15 protein-coding genes and 1 other RNA gene (1 of these 16 cut by a window edge) are annotated in these 17457 nt (G+C 47.7%); 1 reads left to right on the forward strand and 15 read right to left on the reverse strand.

The features are described from left to right. The 12 genes from recR to rpoE form a co-directional block, all read right to left on the reverse strand. Nucleotides 1-30, reverse strand: the beginning of a protein-coding gene (gene recR, locus ACEN8J_RS21595; protein ID WP_013308227.1) for a recombination mediator RecR. Its footprint begins 570 nt before the window's first position; only the first 30 of its 600 coding nucleotides appear in the window; its start codon is at nucleotides 28-30; the stop codon falls past the left edge of the window. A 27-nt stretch (nucleotides 31-57) separates the two neighbouring features. Then, nucleotides 58-369, reverse strand: coding sequence for a YbaB/EbfC family nucleoid-associated protein (locus ACEN8J_RS21600; protein ID WP_013308226.1), 312 nt, complete (start codon nucleotides 367-369; stop codon nucleotides 58-60). Nucleotides 370-412: 43 nt separating this feature from the next. Beyond that, nucleotides 413-2164, reverse strand: a complete 1752-nt coding sequence (gene dnaX / locus ACEN8J_RS21605; protein WP_029514887.1) for a DNA polymerase III subunit gamma/tau — start codon at nucleotides 2162-2164, stop codon at nucleotides 413-415. Nucleotides 2165-2322: 158 nt separating this feature from the next. Beyond that, nucleotides 2323-2589: signal recognition particle sRNA large type (gene ffs / locus ACEN8J_RS21610), an RNA gene on the reverse strand. Nucleotides 2590-2699: 110 nt separating this feature from the next. Beyond that, nucleotides 2700-2897 carry a 50S ribosomal protein L31 gene (rpmE, locus tag ACEN8J_RS21615; RefSeq protein ID WP_013308223.1) on the reverse strand — a complete coding sequence of 66 codons (198 nt, stop codon included), beginning with the start codon at nucleotides 2895-2897 and terminating at the stop codon, nucleotides 2700-2702. Between the two features lie 157 nt (nucleotides 2898-3054). Then, nucleotides 3055-4326, reverse strand: coding sequence for a radical SAM family protein (locus tag ACEN8J_RS21620; RefSeq protein WP_029514889.1), 1272 nt, complete (start codon nucleotides 4324-4326; stop codon nucleotides 3055-3057). A 96-nt stretch (nucleotides 4327-4422) separates the two neighbouring features. Further along, nucleotides 4423-5760, reverse strand: coding sequence for a transcription termination factor Rho (rho, locus tag ACEN8J_RS21625; RefSeq protein WP_029514891.1), 1338 nt, complete (start codon nucleotides 5758-5760; stop codon nucleotides 4423-4425). A gap of 259 nt (nucleotides 5761-6019) precedes the next feature. Further along, nucleotides 6020-7273, reverse strand: coding sequence for a UDP-N-acetylglucosamine 1-carboxyvinyltransferase (gene murA / locus ACEN8J_RS21630; RefSeq protein ID WP_029514892.1), 1254 nt, complete (start codon nucleotides 7271-7273; stop codon nucleotides 6020-6022). A gap of 226 nt (nucleotides 7274-7499) precedes the next feature. Beyond that, nucleotides 7500-8354, reverse strand: a complete 855-nt coding sequence (fba, locus tag ACEN8J_RS21635; RefSeq protein ID WP_013308219.1) for a class II fructose-1,6-bisphosphate aldolase — start codon at nucleotides 8352-8354, stop codon at nucleotides 7500-7502. 248 nt (nucleotides 8355-8602) lie between these two features. Then, nucleotides 8603-8971 (reverse strand): response regulator, encoded by a 369-nt coding sequence (locus ACEN8J_RS21640; RefSeq protein ID WP_013308218.1) that lies wholly within the window; start codon nucleotides 8969-8971, stop codon nucleotides 8603-8605. A gap of 213 nt (nucleotides 8972-9184) precedes the next feature. Then, a complete protein-coding gene (pyrG, locus tag ACEN8J_RS21645; RefSeq protein WP_013368772.1) occupies nucleotides 9185-10786 on the reverse strand; it encodes a CTP synthase in 1602 nt (533 codons plus the stop codon). Between the two features lie 402 nt (nucleotides 10787-11188). After that, the gene (gene rpoE / locus ACEN8J_RS21650) at nucleotides 11189-11734 is read right to left on the reverse strand and encodes a DNA-directed RNA polymerase subunit delta (RefSeq protein WP_029514893.1); all 546 of its coding nucleotides are present in this window, start codon (nucleotides 11732-11734) and stop codon (nucleotides 11189-11191) included. 404 nt (nucleotides 11735-12138) lie between these two features. On the opposite strand from rpoE, the gene ACEN8J_RS21655 reads away from it, so the two are divergent. Beyond that, nucleotides 12139-13299 (forward strand): S8 family peptidase, encoded by a 1161-nt coding sequence (locus ACEN8J_RS21655; protein ID WP_029514895.1) that lies wholly within the window; start codon nucleotides 12139-12141, stop codon nucleotides 13297-13299. A gap of 14 nt (nucleotides 13300-13313) precedes the next feature. On the opposite strand, the gene ACEN8J_RS21660 is transcribed toward ACEN8J_RS21655, so the two are convergent. The 3 genes from ACEN8J_RS21660 to ACEN8J_RS21670 are packed head-to-tail and all read right to left on the reverse strand — an operon-like array spanning nucleotide 13314 to nucleotide 17441. Then, nucleotides 13314-14699 carry an MBL fold metallo-hydrolase gene (locus ACEN8J_RS21660; protein ID WP_029514896.1) on the reverse strand — a complete coding sequence of 462 codons (1386 nt, stop codon included), beginning with the start codon at nucleotides 14697-14699 and terminating at the stop codon, nucleotides 13314-13316. Continuing rightward, nucleotides 14696-16366, reverse strand: a complete 1671-nt coding sequence (locus tag ACEN8J_RS21665) for an ABC transporter permease (protein ID WP_029514898.1) — start codon at nucleotides 16364-16366, stop codon at nucleotides 14696-14698. The genes ACEN8J_RS21660 and ACEN8J_RS21665 overlap by 4 nt, the downstream gene beginning before the upstream one ends. Nucleotides 16367-16370: 4 nt before the next feature. Beyond that, nucleotides 16371-17441 (reverse strand): ABC transporter substrate-binding protein, encoded by a 1071-nt coding sequence (locus tag ACEN8J_RS21670; RefSeq protein WP_029514900.1) that lies wholly within the window; start codon nucleotides 17439-17441, stop codon nucleotides 16371-16373. Nucleotides 17442-17457: the final 16 nt, after the last annotated feature.

The following is a 17457-nucleotide window of genomic DNA, read 5'->3' on the forward strand; positions in this document are numbered from 1 at the left end:
TAGCTTTGCAATCGGCTCCGGATAATACAATAGCGTGTTTCTCCTTTATGCAGCAGACTAGAACAAGCCCGGAATTTTCATGCCGCCTGTAAATTTACCCATATCATCATTAGCCAGTTCATCTGCTTTGGACAAAGCATCATTGACTGCAGTCAGCACAAGATCTTGCAACATTTCTACATCATCAGGATCTACAGCTTCCGGTTTGATCGTGATGGACAACACTTTTTTATGTCCATTTACCTCCACCGTCACAACACCGCCGCCAGAAGTTCCTTCGATTACTTTTCCGCCAAGTTCCTCCTGGGCTTTCAGCATTTGTTCCTGCATTTTTTTCACTTGCTTCATCATTTGGTTCATATTGTTCATTTCAATCATCTCCTTTAATGAAGTATACATCTAGACACTTGCTTTAATCTTTAATAACTACCAAATCTTCCCCAAAAAGTTGAATAGCTTCATCAATCCAGGGCTCCTTGGACTTTCCCGGCGCATCATGCTCCGGCTCTAGTTGCAATTCTTCGGCAGGCTGGTCGGAAACTCCTTCAATCGCAGCATTCCAATCCTTTTGCATCATCGTTACTAAACGATAAGGATGACCCAACTGCTCATGCAATACCTTCTCGATGACCTGCTTATTGGCAGGCTTTTCGGTAGTTTCACGATGAATATTGTTCTTAAATGCGACCAGTACACTGTCCTCTAACACAGAAACTGGCTCACCGTCCATAAACCAGGCATGAACCGTAACTTTCGCCTCTTTTACCCCTTGCAAAATCTGACTCCACTTACGCCCCGCTGCCGCGAATGCTTCGCTCGACTTCTCAGCGATATAGCGATCCAACTGGGAAGGGAGTTTGGCTGGTGCTGAAATCCGCGGAGCAGGGGCACGCCCCCCGGAAGCCTGACGGCCACCCGACGATGCCTCCTGCCCCCCTCCCACGGCCAATCCACCTTGCAGCGCGCGTTCCAGTTTCTTTTCCAGTTCAGCAAGCTGGCGCTTCAACATTACGACATCTTCCTGGTCAGCTGCAGCGTCAGAGCGTTGTGCGGTCGGCTGAGCAACAGCACCTGCTTCCCCCGGAATACTACATAGCTTCAATAGAGCTACCTCAAACAAGGTTTGGGGCTGTACGGCATATTTCATCTCGCTCTGGTAACGATTAAGGGTGTCAATCATTGCAAAGAGTTGCTCCTTGGTAAAAGCATCTGCCACTTCCTTAAATCGCTCTGGATCCAGCACTCGCTCCGTCATTTTGGTCGCCTGAGGCACCATCTTGATCATTAGCAGATCTCGGAAATAGTACAGAAGATTCTCCATGCACTTATCTGCACTTTTACCTTCCTGCATAAAGCTCTCGATCATTTGGAGCACCGTGCCCACATCTTCTTTCAGCAATGCTAAGGCAAGCTTACCGAATTGCTCGGACGCAATACCTCCCGTCATGTCCAGCACCTGCTGATAAGTAACCCGACCATCTGTAAACGAGGATATCTGATCCAAAACGCTAACCGCATCTCGCATCCCGCCATCTGAAAGACGGGCAATGTACTGCAGTGCATCCGAATCAGCCTGTATGTTCTCCTGTTGACATATCAGGTCAAGCCGCTCTGTCTGTTCTTCCAGCGATACACGACGGAAGTCAAACCGCTGGCAACGCGAAATAATGGTAGCCGGAATCCGATGTGGTTCAGTCGTAGCCAATATGAACATCACGTGTGGCGGCGGCTCTTCCAGCGTCTTGAGCAGCGCATTGAACGCTTCCGTCGTCAGCATGTGCACTTCATCAATGATATAAACCTTGTGCCGCACTTCTGTGGGCGCATATTTGACTTTATCGCGCAAATCACGAATCTCTTCAACGCCCCGGTTGGAGGCTGCATCAATCTCCTGTACATCCATGACCGCTCCGGCCGTGATCCGTTTACAGGCTTCGCATTCGTTGCAAGGTTCCGGCGCAGGTCCATGCTCACAGTTGATTGCCTTGGCCAAAATTTTGGCCGCACTCGTCTTACCTGTTCCTCGTGGACCGCTGAACAGGTAGGCATGGGACGTGCGATTTTCGCGGATGGCATTCTGCAATGTCTGGATAATATGCTGTTGTCCTACCATGTCCTTGAAAGCCTGCGGCCGCCAAGCACGGTACAACGCTATATGTTCCAATGCGCGTTACCCTCTTTCCCATTCACTTTCATGACCATTCATGGTCACTTCATTATACTATACTCCCGTCCGAATCTAAACCAGACACCTTCCAATTTATAAAACACAAAAAAACATCTTCGCAATGATTGCCAAGATGTTCTAATTACCAATATATACCGTGCACCTGTTATTGATCGTTGTGATCCGAGCGGCAATCCTGAACAGCAACTCGGGCTAGGCAACCCTCCGGCACAAGAGTGGGCCTGCTTATGGCTGCTTCCTTCCGGACCTGACCAGGTTCACAAGTACTCATTGCGGAGGACCCAGCCGTCAACATTGTGCGCAGGGACCAGCCTCACATCAACAACACCTCTAACAGGAATTCAACCTCGCTATAGCGGATTGCGAGTTACAGGGCACCGCTACCTCCCCATCTAGCACGGTGAAAATAAGTATATCTTAAGGCCGCATAAAAAGCAAATACACATTATTACAAAAAGAGCCCTCTGCAGTCGCAGAAGGCTCTAATAACTTTATAACTTGCGGTAATCCATTAGATACCGTATTTCTTTTTGAAACGATCCACGCGTCCACCAGCATCAATAAATTTCTGCTTGCCTGTGAAGAACGGGTGGCAGGCGGAGCAAATCTCCACACGCAGAGATCCTTTCACAGAACCAGTTTCAAACGAATTTCCGCAAGCACAAGTGACAGTAGTTACGTTAAATGTTGGTTGAATAGCTTGTTGCATTGAACTTTCACCTCTTTCCGCCCTGAACGTCCTATCAGTCCAGAGTTGTATGAACACATGTTCACATTATAGCACTTGAATATGAGCGTTTCAACAACTCTTTTCTGCATTCAGAAACAGCGCAAAACAGGTGTATTTCAATTGCTGTGTGACCGTTTTAGGCCTTGGCAAATTTAGGACGTGCCTGCCCTTGCGGCGGTACATGAGTGTATGAACCGATGACTACATCCGGCAGTTCCTCACGATAAATCTCAAGCATTTGCTTCATGCCAAGGATCTCACCTTGTGCAGGTGGAATCAATTCCAGATAGCTTTCAGGATCGATGTTCAAATTACGCATTTGAATCAGCCTGAGCTTAGTTCGTTTGGCAAATTCAATCATTGCCTCAATTTCTTCTTCTCGGTCAGTTACACCCGGAAAAATCAAATAATTAATCGACGTATATACACCCTGCTCAGAAGCATAACGAAGTGATTTTTCCACATTAGCCAACGTGTAACCGCGCGGCTTGTAATACGCATTGTAATGATCGTCCAGTGCACTAATGGTACTAACGCGCATCAGATCAAGACCCGCATCCACGATTCCCCGGATATGATCGCTCAATCCCGCATTCGTATTGATATTGATGTATCCCATATCCGTAATGGAACGCACCTCTTTGATCGAATCAATAATCAGTTTGGCTTGTGTGGAAGGCTCACCTTCGCAACCTTGACCAAAACTAATGATGGATTCCGGTGTCTTCAAATGTTCCAGCATAACTTCTACAATTTCTTCGACGCGAGGACGGAAGTTCATTCTTGTCTGCGGAGATACGAAGCCACTGTCATCTGGCTGTTCAGATATACACCCAAAGCAACCCGCATTACAAGAATAAGATACCGGAACTCCCCCCTCCCAGCGATTCAGGAATGTGTTCGAGGAAGTAAGGCATTCGTAGCCAAGCGCACAGTTAGACAAATGTTGGTACAGCCGATTTTCGGGATATTGCTCCGTCATCCGCTGAACACCCAATTTAACTTGATGGCGGTCACAGTTTTCCGGATTCCACTTGGACGGACTGTCACTCTGCTCAGCCGTTACATAAAATGCTCCGTCTTTCCAGACTACGGCCGAATAACCGAACAAGGGAAGCTTGTACTCCTTATCGGTCTTCACATATCCCGGCAGGCACAAGCGTGTAAAACCTTGCGGCAATAAAGCCCCTACTGCTTGCATATCTCCGGGAAGAGAAACCATTTCCCCTGTTTCAGGGTTCATACCGACCGGGCGAGTGCTGGGCAGGCTTACCAATGTAGCTCCTTCCGGTAACGGAATAAGCTCATCCTCCATGATTTCAACAATCATGTCTGCACTACGTGCAAGCCCATACAAAGAAGCATGATCATATACATTGCCTTTTTCGTCGGCATACACCAAATACATTTTGGAGCTCCTTTCGCTCCGTTAAGCCTACGCCATTAACAAAATGAATGATAACGACTGTGTACTTACGGAACAGATAAAATACATGAATGGGTTTTAGTTGGTTGAGGCCGGGACTGAGGCTGTGGTAGAACGCGTAGTTCTCCGTTGTTGCCCACCAGAACTGCTTTGCGAGCCACCGGAAGAAGGTGCCGCCAAATCAAACGAAGCCAGAAATTCAGCATTAGTCTTGCTATTACGCAGCTTTTTGAGGAAGCCTTCCACAAAATCATGGCTTTCCGTCATATTTTTACGAATGGCCCAGATCGTATCCAATTCTTCCTTGTTCAACAACACTTCCTCACGGCGTGTGCCGGAACGACGAATATCAATCGCAGGGAAGATACGACGTTCTGCCAGCTTGCGGTCCAAATGCAACTCCATGTTGCCTGTACCTTTAAACTCTTCATAAATGATATCGTCCATGCGTGATCCTGTATCAATCAGAGCTGTAGCAAGAATCGTCAAGCTACCGCCTTCCTCCACATTCCGAGCCGCACCAAAAAAGCGTTTTGGACGGTGAAATGCCGCCGGATCAATACCCCCACTCAAAGTACGACCAGAAGGAGGAATAACGAGATTGTACGCACGAGCCAAACGCGTGATGCTATCCAACAGGATGACAACATCCTTTTTATGTTCTACGAGACGTAGCGCACGCTCCAACACGAGTTCTGCCACTTTGATGTGATTTTCAGGAAGTTCGTCAAATGTAGAGGCCACAACTTCACCTTTAACAGAACGCTGCATATCGGTCACTTCTTCAGGGCGTTCATCAATCAACAAGACAAAAAGCTCGATCTCGGGATTGTTGGTAGAAATGCTATTGGCAATTTCTTTGAGGAGAAGCGTCTTCCCAGCTTTGGGAGGTGCTACAATGAGTCCGCGCTGTCCAAGTCCGACAGGGGCCAGTACATCCATAATTCTCGTAGACAAATGGTTGGGGGAAGTTTCAAGGACTAATTTGGTTTGCGGATACAGTGGAGTCAGTGCAGGAAAGTGTAGCCGCTCAGCAGCTTGCTCAGGACTTCTTCCATTGACGGCGTTAACTTGAAGCAATCCAAAATATCGTTCATTCTCTTTTGGCGTTCGGCACTTACCGGAAACAAGATCGCCTGTTCTCAAGTCAAACTTGCGGATTTGTGAAGCAGAGATGTAAATATCTTCGGTACTCGGGAGATAATTGATCGGCCTCAGAAAGCCGTAACCTTCAGGAAGGATTTCCAGAACCCCTTGCATAAACATCAATCCGCTCTTCTCAGCTTGTGCACGCAGGATAGCGAAAATTAGTTCTTTCTTCTTGAGCGTTCCGTAGTACGGGATCTGGTATTGCTTGGCCAGCTTGTACAGGTCGGTCAGCTTCATTTCTTCCAGATCGGAAATTTGCAGATCCATATAATAACCACCTATTCAATTATTAAGTCCATTCATACATCTAAATGATAGACAATGATATCATAAACACCATTAACATAATTTTAACCAAAACAAATAAAGTTATGCAGCCATCTGCCTGGATTATACCGAATTATTCCGGTTTTCCGATAATTGATTGTTAGGTATGAACCACAATCTTTTATCAAGCAGCGGCTGCACAGGTGTTGCCCGTTCTATCGCTTTCGTTCCGGGAGTTCGAAAAAATTGCACGGCTTAATTATTCAGTCTGCCGCCATACATCCGCGCCCAAAAGACGCAGGTTAGAGACAAGGTGATCATAACCACGGTCAATGTACTCGACACCCGTCACCTCGGTTACGCCTTCGCTTACTGTAAGTCCAGCAATGACAAGGGCCGCTCCGGCGCGCAGATCTGCCGCTTTTACTTTAGCTGCATTCAATCGACCACCCTCTATAATGGCAGACCGACCTTCTACGCGAATTTTAGCCCCCATACGCACCAGCTCAGGGACGTGCTTAAAACGACTGCTGTACACAAAATCGCTCAATACACTGACACCCTGCGCTTGGGTAAGCAAGCTGGTCATGGGAGATTGTAAATCTGTGGCAAATCCAGGGTATATCAAGGCTTTAACGTCGACATGTTCATAAGAAGGTGCACCCAGTACGCGAATACTTTCATCATATTCCTCGATACCGATGCCCATTTCCTGCATTTTTGCAGTGAGAGCCTCCATATGTTTGGGGATTACGTTGTCAATCAATACATTTCCACGGGTTGCCGCAGCAGCAATCATGTATGTGCCCGCTTGTATACGGTCAGGTATGATGGAATGACGGCAGCCATGTAGCTCCGACACACCTTCAATTCGAATCGTCTCCGTACCGGCGCCTTTAATAATGGCCCCCATAGAGTTTAAAAGGGTTGCTACATCTATAATCTCAGGCTCTTTAGCCGCATTTTCGATAATTGTGGCGCCTTTGGCACGTGCTGCCGCCAGCATAATATTAATGGTAGCGCCTACGCTGCTAACATCCAAGTAAATCTTGGTTCCGCGCAGTTCTTTGGCGTGCAAATGAATAGCGCCGTGCTCGTTCGTAACCGTGGCACCCAGCGCTTCAAAACCTTTGATATGCTGATCAATGGGCCGGGGTTCGAAATTGCACCCTCCTGGCAAACCGATGATCGCTTCCTTGAATCTGCCCAGCATGGCTCCCATCATATAATAAGAGGCTCGTAATTTCTTAACAGGCCCATTCGGCATAGGAATGGATTTAATAGAGGATGGATCTATTTTCATCTGGCTACCTTCCCAGGCAACCGTTGCACCAAGTTCCTCCAGTATCTCGGAATACACCGCCACATCACTTAACAGTGGCAAATTGTCCAAAATGACTTCCGACTCTGCCAGAATGGCTGCGGGAATCAAGGCGATGGCACTGTTTTTGGCACCGCTGATGGAAACTGTACCCTGAAGCGGCCGTCCACCGGTGATCATCAATTTTTCCATAAGCTTGAGGGTCCCCCTACGTGTTTTGCAGTCGGTCAAACAATAATCTCAAATCAAAATTTTTAACTTTTTTAGTGGTGAAAATGGAAAGACACCGGCTAAGCGGTGTGCTTTCCATACCAAACTATTCAACTGTACAGATTTAAGTATTTTGTGCAGCAGAACTACAGCTACAACTAAGAAATACATCTAGCCTGTGCAGACGCACGACCAGTTTAACTTATTATTACGCTTTGTTGTTGGAACCGAACTCACGAATTTTACCGATAACGGTTTGTTTAATCGCTTCACGACCTGGAGCGATGAATGTACGTGGGTCATAAGCATCCGGTTTCTCAGCAAGCACTTCACGAACCACTTTCGCAAATACGATTTGGTTCTCAGTGTTTACATTGATTTTGGAAGTTCCCAAGGAGATTGCTTTTTTAATGTCATGTGTTGGGATGCCAGTACCACCGTGCAGAACGAGTGGAAGTTTGATTGCATTGCAGATCTCTTCCATTTCTTTGAATCCGAGGTTTGGCTCGCCTTTGTATGGTCCGTGTACGGAACCCAGTGCAGGTGCCAGTGTATCGATACCTGTTTCGTTAACGATACGCAGACAGTCGTCCAACTTAGCGTACATTACGTCGCCGACAACATCATCCTCTTGACCGCCAACCATTCCAACTTCAGCTTCAACAGAAACGCCTTTGGAATGAGCATATTCAACCACTTTTTTCGTTGTAGCAATGTTTGTGTCGATTGGGCTGTGGGAATCGTCAATCATAACGGATGTGAACCCAGCGTCGATAGCTTCTTTACATTTTTCAAAGCTGGAACCGTGGTCCAAATGGATCGCAACCGGAACGGTGATTTTCATGTCATGAATAAGACCTTCTACCATTTTAACTACAGTGTAGAATCCGCCCATGTGACGTGCTGCGCCTTCAGAAACACCCAAGATTACTGGGGATTTTTCTTCTTCAGCAGCGCCCAAAATAGCTTGAGTCCACTCCAGGTTATTAATGTTGTATTGACCTACTGCGTATTTTCCTTCGAGTGCTTTGTTCAACATGTCTTTCATAGATACCAATGGCATGGTTACAGTCCTCCTAAAGGTGTTTGGGTTTGTCTATATTTTTAGCCGACATCACATACGGGCTTATTATACCACAACCCATGTTAAATACTAAACAAGCTTTTGCATATCAACACATACAAAAATCACGCTCAGGACGCCGTTTTTCGATAGAATTGTATAAGGAGAGGATTTACTTTCAGTATTTCCCATAATCACAAACAAAAAACCCTGTTGTGTTAACAGAGTTCTCAACCACCGTGACTCACCTAGTCACCTCTGAGTTGTTTGTTCACAGCAATCCGCATTTCGTCAATATCAAAGGGCTTGGTAAAATGCATTAGCGCACCTAGCTCCGTCGCCTCTTTAATCATGTCCAGTTCTCCATATGCTGTCATCATAATAACCTTGATATCGGGATTCATGGTTTTTAGATGTTTCAGAATTTCGAGTCCGTCCATACCTGGAATTTTCATATCGAGCAGAACCAGATCAGGTGGTTCCTTCTCAACAATTTCAAGTGCAATTTTCCCGTTCGCCGCCTGAAAGGTCTCATAACCCTCACTTCCGAACACTTCCATCAGTAAAATCCGTATTCCATTCTGGTCATCGACGATTAATACTTTCTTCTTTTCCAATGTTTTAACCTCCTAAGATCTTAAAACGAGGATCATGCAGCTATTGCCATAACAGCGTCCGATGACGTACAATATCCGTCCCATACCTAAAACTATATTCGCTCCTGCAAAAAGAAAATCCTTCTCTAATACATAATTGTGGAATATTCTTTCATAATCAGGAAGCATGGGATAAAAAAAGACCTCCCGTAGGAGGTCTTTCAAGCCGTAGCATTAACCTTGAAGCTGCAATGCTGCCTTTACAAATTCACGGAACAAAGGCTGCGGACGATTCGGACGGGAAGTAAATTCCGGGTGGAATTGTACCGCCAGGAACCACGGATGCTCAGGGAGCTCCACGATTTCCACCAAGCGTCCATCCGGTGAAGTACCGGAAATGCGAAGACCCGCTTTTTCAATAACTTCACGATATTCGTTATTGAATTCGTACCGATGACGGTGTCTTTCGTACACCAGCTCGTCGTTGTAGCAAGCCGAAGCCAGGGAACCTTCCACCAGTTTGCATGGATACAAGCCAAGACGCATCGTACCGCCCAGATCTTCGATGTCTTTTTGGTCGGGAAGCAAGTCAATGACAGGATAATCCGTTGCCGGATTAATTTCCGAGCTGTTGGCTCCTTCGAGACCAGCCAGGGAACGTGCAACCTCAATGACAGATACCTGCATACCCAGACAAATACCGAAGAACGGAATTTTTTGCTCCCGTGCATAACGGATAGTACTAATTTTGCCTTCAATTCCGCGATCGCCGAAGCCACCTGGTACGAGAATGCCGCCAATGCCGCCCAGCATGTCAGCTACGTTCTCGTCCGTCACTTCTTCAGCGTTCACCCAACGGATTTTTACGTCTGCATTCGCATCAAATCCAGCGTGCGAAAGTGATTCAACCACACTTAAATAAGCATCATGTAATGCAACATATTTACCAACAATAGCAATTTCAACCGTTTTATCCAGCTTGCTGATTCGATCAACTAACCCTTCCCATTCGGTCATATCTGGTGCAGGTGTTGTCAGCTTGAGATGGTTAACTACGATTTCGTCCAAGCCTTCTTCACGTAGGTTCAACGGAACCTCGTAGAGGGTTGAAGCATCGCGGCATTCTACCACTGCATTCGCATCAATATCGCAGAACAATGCAATTTTAGCCTTCATATCGGAGGACAGTTCATGCTCTGTACGGCAAACAATGACATTCGGTTGGATGCCGATGCTGCGCAGTTCTTTTACACTGTGCTGGGTTGGCTTGGTTTTAACCTCACCAGCAGCTTTAATATAAGGAATGAGCGTTACGTGAATATACATCACATTTTCGCGCCCAACTTCGCTTTTGAGCTGACGAATAGCTTCCAAAAATGGCAAGCTCTCAATATCGCCCACAGTACCGCCGATTTCTGTAATAATTACGTCCGAACCCGCTTCACGGCCTGCACGGTACACGCGCTCCTTGATTTCGTTCGTAATATGAGGGATAACCTGCACCGTACCGCCCAAATATTCTCCGCGACGCTCTTTGCTGATTACGCTGGAATATACCTTGCCTGTTGTGACATTGCTGTTCTTGGACAGATTAATATCAATAAAGCGCTCATAGTGTCCCAAGTCAAGGTCCGTTTCCGCACCATCATCCGTTACAAACACTTCACCGTGCTGGTAAGGACTCATCGTACCCGGATCGACATTCAGGTAAGGGTCAAATTTTTGAATCGTTACCTTCAGTCCCCTGTTCTTCAAAAGCCTCCCCAGTGAAGCTGCCGTAATCCCTTTGCCCAAGGAAGACACAACCCCGCCTGTCACAAAAATATACTTTGTCACTGTTCAAAACCCTCCTAGATAAGATGCAAAATTCAGGCGACATTATGATGTTATCGTAACCCGTTTGCACGGATTATCATCCATGAAGAAGGCAGCGGAATCATTTTCCATGTCCGCCGCCCTTAGCCTTCTTTCATGAGTGAAAACACCCCTATAAAAAACAAAAAAGCACTCCCGTAGTACGGGGCACTTTTATAAAAAAAGCAAACATATAAGTGAATCAATCATAAGCCCAAGCAATAGTTTACCCCGTGTCCAATCCGCTGTCAAGGAAGTTATATGTGTTAATTTGTCCATTGAACCAGATTGGAGAGAATCCACCTGAAAGCTTTAAATCAGAAGAGGTTTTCAATAAAACGGTCATGAAAAAGGGGAGAACGCATCTCCCCTTGCAGCCTGTTCCTAACGAAGTGAATCGTCGTCTTCCGTCGACTCATCGTCATTTTCATCTTCTGAATCTTCCTCATCACTGAGGTCCTCGTCGTCTATAACCACGTCTTCATCACTATCATCATCATCTTCTCCGTCGAACAGCTCGTCTTCGCCGTCCTCGTCTTCGCTATCTGCATCGAAGTCGTCATCAGAGTTGTATGTTTCTTCTTCATGATAGTCATCTTCGTCGTCATCGTCTTCGTCGTTAATAATACGAGGACGCTTGGCGCCTGTCAGGGCATCTTCGGATTTATCTACCGGATACCAACGTTTCAAGCCCCACAGATTCGTACCGACACAGGCAAAACGCCCGTCAATGTTGATTTCAGTATATAGCTGAGCAATAACGTCATTAATTTCTTCGTCAGACAAGCCGCGCAATTTGGCGACTTCCTTCATCAGGTCACGGTAATAATATGGAGTATTGGCTGCTTTCAATACCATAAATGCCAAGTCCACCATTGGAGTCTCGTGGACTTTCTCCGGGTCAATCTTCAAGTTGAGTGGGGTACTCACCTAGGGACACTTCCTCTCACACGTAATTCACAAGAACATGTTTCAGAGCATACACGATACATGCAATACTAACATATCCATTATCAAAACTAAGTAAAACCTATTTGGAAGCAAATTGCAAGTTAAAGATGGGTATCGTCATAATTTCCAGGAATATCCCCCTAAACAAGACGGCACACGTAAAAAGACGGGGTCCCCCCCGTCTTCGACTGTACCCGCTTCGGGAGAACCCCCCAAAGTTGTTGCACAAGAGCTTATGCCCTCCATGTATCGTATGTGTCCACATCCACTTTGACACGACAAGCAGGCCTATTTACTTAAAAAAGGGGCAGGTTTCCCATGCCGCAGCTGACGCTTGCTCATACTATACCTCAGCATGGCTCATCGGAGGGGGACCGTCTCAAATGGACTATCCGGATTTTTTGCAGCGTTTGCATGAGGGTATTTCGGAGCCGTCCGGCAGTGGACGGAACAAACAGATTATCACGTTCGATAAGCCTCACCAATACCGGGAATGCCTGTCCTATCTCAGGAAGCTGAAACCCGAGCTTGCGGGATTACGGCAAGTACAACCGGCCAGACTAATCCGTGCTTTAATCGCTCCGCTTTCAGGGGGAGACAGGCTGGGCAAATATCACAACGGTGTTACCGTTGAAGAAGATACCCGCATGAAGGTTCACGCTGAAACTGCTCATATACCAAAAGCAGAGAAGAACCTTTCCATGCCATGGGGAGTCAAACAGGTACGTGCATACAAGGCTTGGCCTTCCTCGACAGGGAATCGGGTCAGAATCGGTGTGATCGACACAGGAGCGGATTTTCAACATCCTGATCTTCGCCATTCTCTCGCCAGAGGTATTAATTTGCTTAACCGAACCATGCTACCCTATGACGATAATGGCCATGGTACTCATATTGCTGGAACTATCGCGGCGTCCAACTATGACGAAGGTATGGTGGGCGTAGCACCACGAGCTTTAATTCATCCCGTAAAAGCATTTGATCATAATGGAGCCGCCTACGTCTCCGATATCATTCTTGGTATCGACTGGTGTGTATTAAATCGTGTCGATATCATCAATATGAGCTTTGGTATGAAGTCGCGCAGCAAGGCATTACTTGATATGGTGAATAAGGCATATCATAACGGCATCGTCGTTGTAGCGTCCTCAGGAAACGAGGGCAAGCGCCGAAGTATTGACTACCCCGCCCGCTATTCCCAGACGATCTCAGTGGGGGCTACTGACAAATACAGACGCATTGCACCTTTCAGCAACCGAGGGCAATTTGTAGACGTGTACGCACCTGGCGAAAAGATCACATCCTCCTGGATCCATGGCAAGCATCACGAAATGAGTGGTACCTCTATGGCTACTTCCCATGTGACCGGAAGCATCGCACTTCTCCTTTCACTGAGGCCGGAACTGGGGCCTGGAGAAATCAAGGCGTTGCTTAAGCGTACCGCCACACCACTACGCCTGCGCAAAAGCGCTGGACGTAGCTCTATCTCGACCAAACTTGGCGAAGTCGATGCCTTCCGGTTGATGCAGGAGGGCACAAAGTGAATGATGATGTGATGCTAAACCTCTAGTGTATCGCCTGGCTCCAGAGAGTGAACTTTTCTGGAAGGACCTTCACATCCACTATTTTCTTCTCTTATCAACTCATCTCGTACCAGGTCAGTCTGCAGCTTCGGCGCATGAACGAGTACAACCTGTTTGCTAGGCAGCTCCTTCAGCATTTGCCGCACATCTGATAATCCCTGATGCACCTTATAAATCAAATGCCGAGCTACACAGCTGTTATTTTGATCCACACGTTCCAACAGATATTTGCCAAAAGAACCATGTGGAGCATGCCCGGTCAATATAACACTGTTGCTGATTCTTTCTCCGCTATCATTACCCTCCCCCATGTTGCGGTTATCCGATAGATACTGATAGTACCAGCGCGCCTGTGGGGAATCCATCATGCCGTCTCTTGTTATGATAATAGCCGTTGGGTTCTGTTCCAGCAGACTCACTCGTTCCGCAGCATCACGAGGCACGAAGACCCTGTCACTGTTTAGCACATGTTTTATTCGCGCTAGAGCTTCCGGACGCAGCCATTCTTTCCAGCGGTTTAACTGTTTCAATCCCTGCCATATGTCGTGCTCTACAATCATTGCCTGTTCAGGGAATTGCTCACTAGCCCATACAATCAAGTCCTGTCCTCTGCCAAAGGCAGGCACCGGCAACAACACATGGCCACCAGACCATAATATCCGCTCCATCTCGACCCTCAGCCGCTCCAGCTTAACAGGCTGCGGGTCTATATCCATGCCATACGCATTGTCCATAATGGATATGTCCGCTAGATTGGGCTCTGACTTCCATTCAGGCAGGTCATGCAGCCCCTCCCCAACACCCAAGTCTGGCGCATCGGCAGCAAGAAGCTCAGATTCGCGGCTGTAATCTCCAGAAAAAAACAACCGCTTCCCTTCCATTTCTACCACATACCATACTGCACCAGCCAAATGTCCACTGCGTCCCCACATGATTCTCATACTCGGACAAGCCTCAAGCCATTCTCCTGCTGGCGCCTCATCTTCTAGATAGCGATAAGCAATGGATTGGATGTTCTGTTCGTCGTATGGTAGTTCTGCTCCTCTTGATTCAACATAAGTATGCCAGGAGCGAAAATAGGAGCCTAACTGCTCAGCAGTGGCCTTGGTCGTCCAGACCTCCCCCTGGTATCCATACTTGTACAGTAGGGGGAGTGCCATGGAATGATCCTCATGTGCATGAGACAGCAATACAGCGGTCAGTCTCTCCGCCACCTGCGGTGGGAAAACCGGATATTGTCCGGTTCCTTCCTTTTTCACGCCACAATCCAGCATGACGCGATGCTGTTTTCCTTCAAAAACATAGCAGGAACGGCCATGTTCGCCCGCCCCTCCCCAAATCCTAAGCTTAGTCATGATTATTTCCACTTTCTTCGCGAGTTTAAGCTTTCCATTAAGATCAGTAGCAACGTGGTCATTCCGACCGATATGACAGCCATCGCCATCCCAAGCGACACCTGTCCCTGTTCAAATTGTGCAAATATGTAGGTTGCTGACGTCTGAACGGATGGTGGCAAAATCAGTAATGATCCTACCAATTCGCGTGAAGCAATGGTAAATGTCATCATCCAACCAGCGAGCATTCCCGGTACAATCAGCGGCAGTACAATCCGGCGGAATATATAAGACAGTCGCCCGCCAAATACCTGCCCCGCCTGAAAAAGGCCAGCGTCCACCTGTGTAAAGACGCTTTTGACATACTGCACAGTATAAGGAACAAACAAGATAACATACGTCAGAATGACCATGCCGTATGTGTTATACAATGGAATCGGCATCCATGGTGAGTTCCACCACAAAATCAGGCCCACCACCATAACAATTCCCGGCACCGTATTCGGAAGCAAACTAAATGCATCAACCGTCCGTTGGATTCTTGTGCGTGAGCCGCCAATGACAAGTGCAAACCAAGTGCCCAGCACCACAGCAAGCGTCGATGCGCCCAAAGAGAGAAATACGCTGTTCAGGAGCGCCTCCATACTCTCTGATCCCCAAGACAGCAGTTCCTTGTAAGAGTCGAGCGTCAAATTATCCCAGGCAAGTCCCATTCCCCTCAGCTTCATCGTCGAGGCTGAAAGAATTGAAAAATAAGGAATGCCAATGGACGCAATGAGCAACAATAGAATGAATGCAACACTCAGCCCCGTAGTCCAACCGGATATACGAAGACGGGACGGACGCGAACCTTTACCACCTACCAGCCTATACGTAAACTTCCGGTTGATCACCGACTGCGCATACCACATGAGCAGGCAGGCGGTTAACAGCACCGAGGCCATCGACGTCGCCTTGCTAAAATCTATGGGCCAGCTAGAAATGTATTTGTGGATTTCTGAAGTCATGACCTCATACCCGATACGTCGCCCAAAGGTAGCGGGGGTGCCAAACTCGGCAATCGTTTTAACGAAAATGAGCAGCGCGCCCATTCCGTAAGCCGAAAGCAGCAGCGGTAAAATGATTCGACGGAATCTGTACAGAAAGCCGCCGCCCATTACGGCACCCGCCTCCTCCAGACTCCCGCCAATCCTCACCAGCGCCCCGCGCAGCAGCAGGTACAGGAATGGAAATAGATGTAGGCTCATGATCATCACCATGCCACCAAGGCTAAAGAAGGATGGCGTTAAGAAATACAGGTCCGGGAACAACTGCTCCAGATATCCGTTTTTTTGCATAAACAGAATCCAGCCCATGGACCCGATATAGGGCGGGGTCATAAACGGAATTAGCAGCACGACATCCAACCAGCGCCAGTGCGCAAGACGAGTGTTGGACATGATCCAGGCTAGCGGAAGTGCAAGTACCGTTGTTCCTGCAATCACACAGATACCTAGCCAAATCGAGCTGAATAGCACTCCCGCAAATGGTGAAGCAGCTAACGTTCGAAAAGGTGCATCCCACTGAAATTCTTCATCAACATACACACTTTGGATAAAGATTTGCAGCAACGGCATCACAATCAAGAAAAGAAGCGCGATCAGAGCCAGCGTCAGACACCACGCTCTGATGTGTTTAACGGATAAGCCTCCCATCGGCTTATTTGAACATTTGCGTGAACTTCTCTGTCACGTCTGATCCATGTTCGCCCATCCATTCCCAATTGGTCTTCAGCAATGGGATCTCGTCCAGATTGGCACGCTTGTCAGCTTTGATATCCGTGCGGCCCGGGAGTAAGGAGGCATCCGCTACTAGTTTCTGTGCGTCGTCCGACAACAGATAGTCAATAAATGCCTTGGCATTCTGCTCATGCTGCGTTGACTTGAGAATTGCAGCAGGACGTGGGCTGATGACGGTTCCCTCTGTTGGATAGACGATGTCAATCGGCTCGCCTTTGGCTTTAGCCTTGTAGGTCATGTAATCGACCGCAGCAACGACTATACCTTTAGCTCCGGTAATCACGGGGTCCAGCGCTTCCTGATTGGCACCAGCCATGGCCACACCGTTTGCCTTGTACTGCTCAAACAACGTCCAGCCTCCATCGCCCTTGGCGCTCAGATAGCCTGTCATAAAGTCCAATGCTGAGCCGGACAGTGATGGGTCGGGGATGTTAACCTGATCCTTGTACTCAGGCTTCGCTAAATCGGCCCATGAAGTTGGTGGTGTTTTCACCAGCTTTGTGTTATACGCAATGCCCAGAGCAGAAGCACTGGTACTGAAGTAGTTGCCCTCCTTATCGGACCAGTCTGGATTTAGCTTGTCCGCGTTTTTGGCATCCGGGTAAGGCAGTGTTAGTCCTTCCTTTTTCAAGCCTTGTACAGACGGAAGCGATGCCAGCACAACCACGTCCGCTACCGGATTCGTCTTCTCGGCTTCCATACGGGCCAAAATTTTTCCTGTCGTTCCCTGAAACAACTCTACCTTCACTCCGCTCTGCGCCTCATATCCTGCTATCAGCTTTTTCGCCAGTCCATCCGGGCCTGCGCTGTAGACCACCAACTTCTGATCGGTGGATGCCGCCTCCGCTTGTCCTGCTGATCCATTAGCTGGCGCCCCATCCTTGGTTGGCGTTGCTGTTCCGCAACCCGCCACAGCGAGTCCAAAAGTCAAGGTTAATGCGAGCATCGTCCCTTTTTTCCATCCTGTACGAAAAACATGCCTATTCATCATCTTATATATACCCCTT

The organism is Paenibacillus sp. Paensp38, assembly GCF_059491915.1.

Excerpts from the sequence above, each read along its gene's own strand:
- rho (WP_029514891.1), bottom strand. The coding sequence starts at position 5,760 with ATGGATCTGCAAATTTCCGATCTGGAAGAAATGAAGCTGACCGACCTG.
- ACEN8J_RS21620 (WP_029514889.1), bottom strand. The coding sequence starts at position 4,326 with ATGTATTTGGTGTATGCCGACGAAAAAGGCAATGTATATGATCATGCT.
- ACEN8J_RS21600 (WP_013308226.1), bottom strand. The coding sequence starts at position 369 with ATGAACAATATGAACCAAATGATGAAGCAAGTGAAAAAAATGCAGGAA.
- ACEN8J_RS21655 (WP_029514895.1), top strand. The coding sequence starts at position 12,139 with ATGGACTATCCGGATTTTTTGCAGCGTTTGCATGAGGGTATTTCGGAG.
- murA (WP_029514892.1), bottom strand. The coding sequence starts at position 7,273 with ATGGAAAAATTGATGATCACCGGTGGACGGCCGCTTCAGGGTACAGTT.
- ACEN8J_RS21665 (WP_029514898.1), bottom strand. The coding sequence starts at position 16,366 with ATGGGAGGCTTATCCGTTAAACACATCAGAGCGTGGTGTCTGACGCTG.
- ACEN8J_RS21670 (WP_029514900.1), bottom strand. The coding sequence starts at position 17,441 with ATGATGAATAGGCATGTTTTTCGTACAGGATGGAAAAAAGGGACGATG.
- fba (WP_013308219.1), bottom strand. The coding sequence starts at position 8,354 with ATGCCATTGGTATCTATGAAAGACATGTTGAACAAAGCACTCGAAGGA.
- rpmE (WP_013308223.1), bottom strand. The coding sequence starts at position 2,897 with ATGCAACAAGCTATTCAACCAACATTTAACGTAACTACTGTCACTTGT.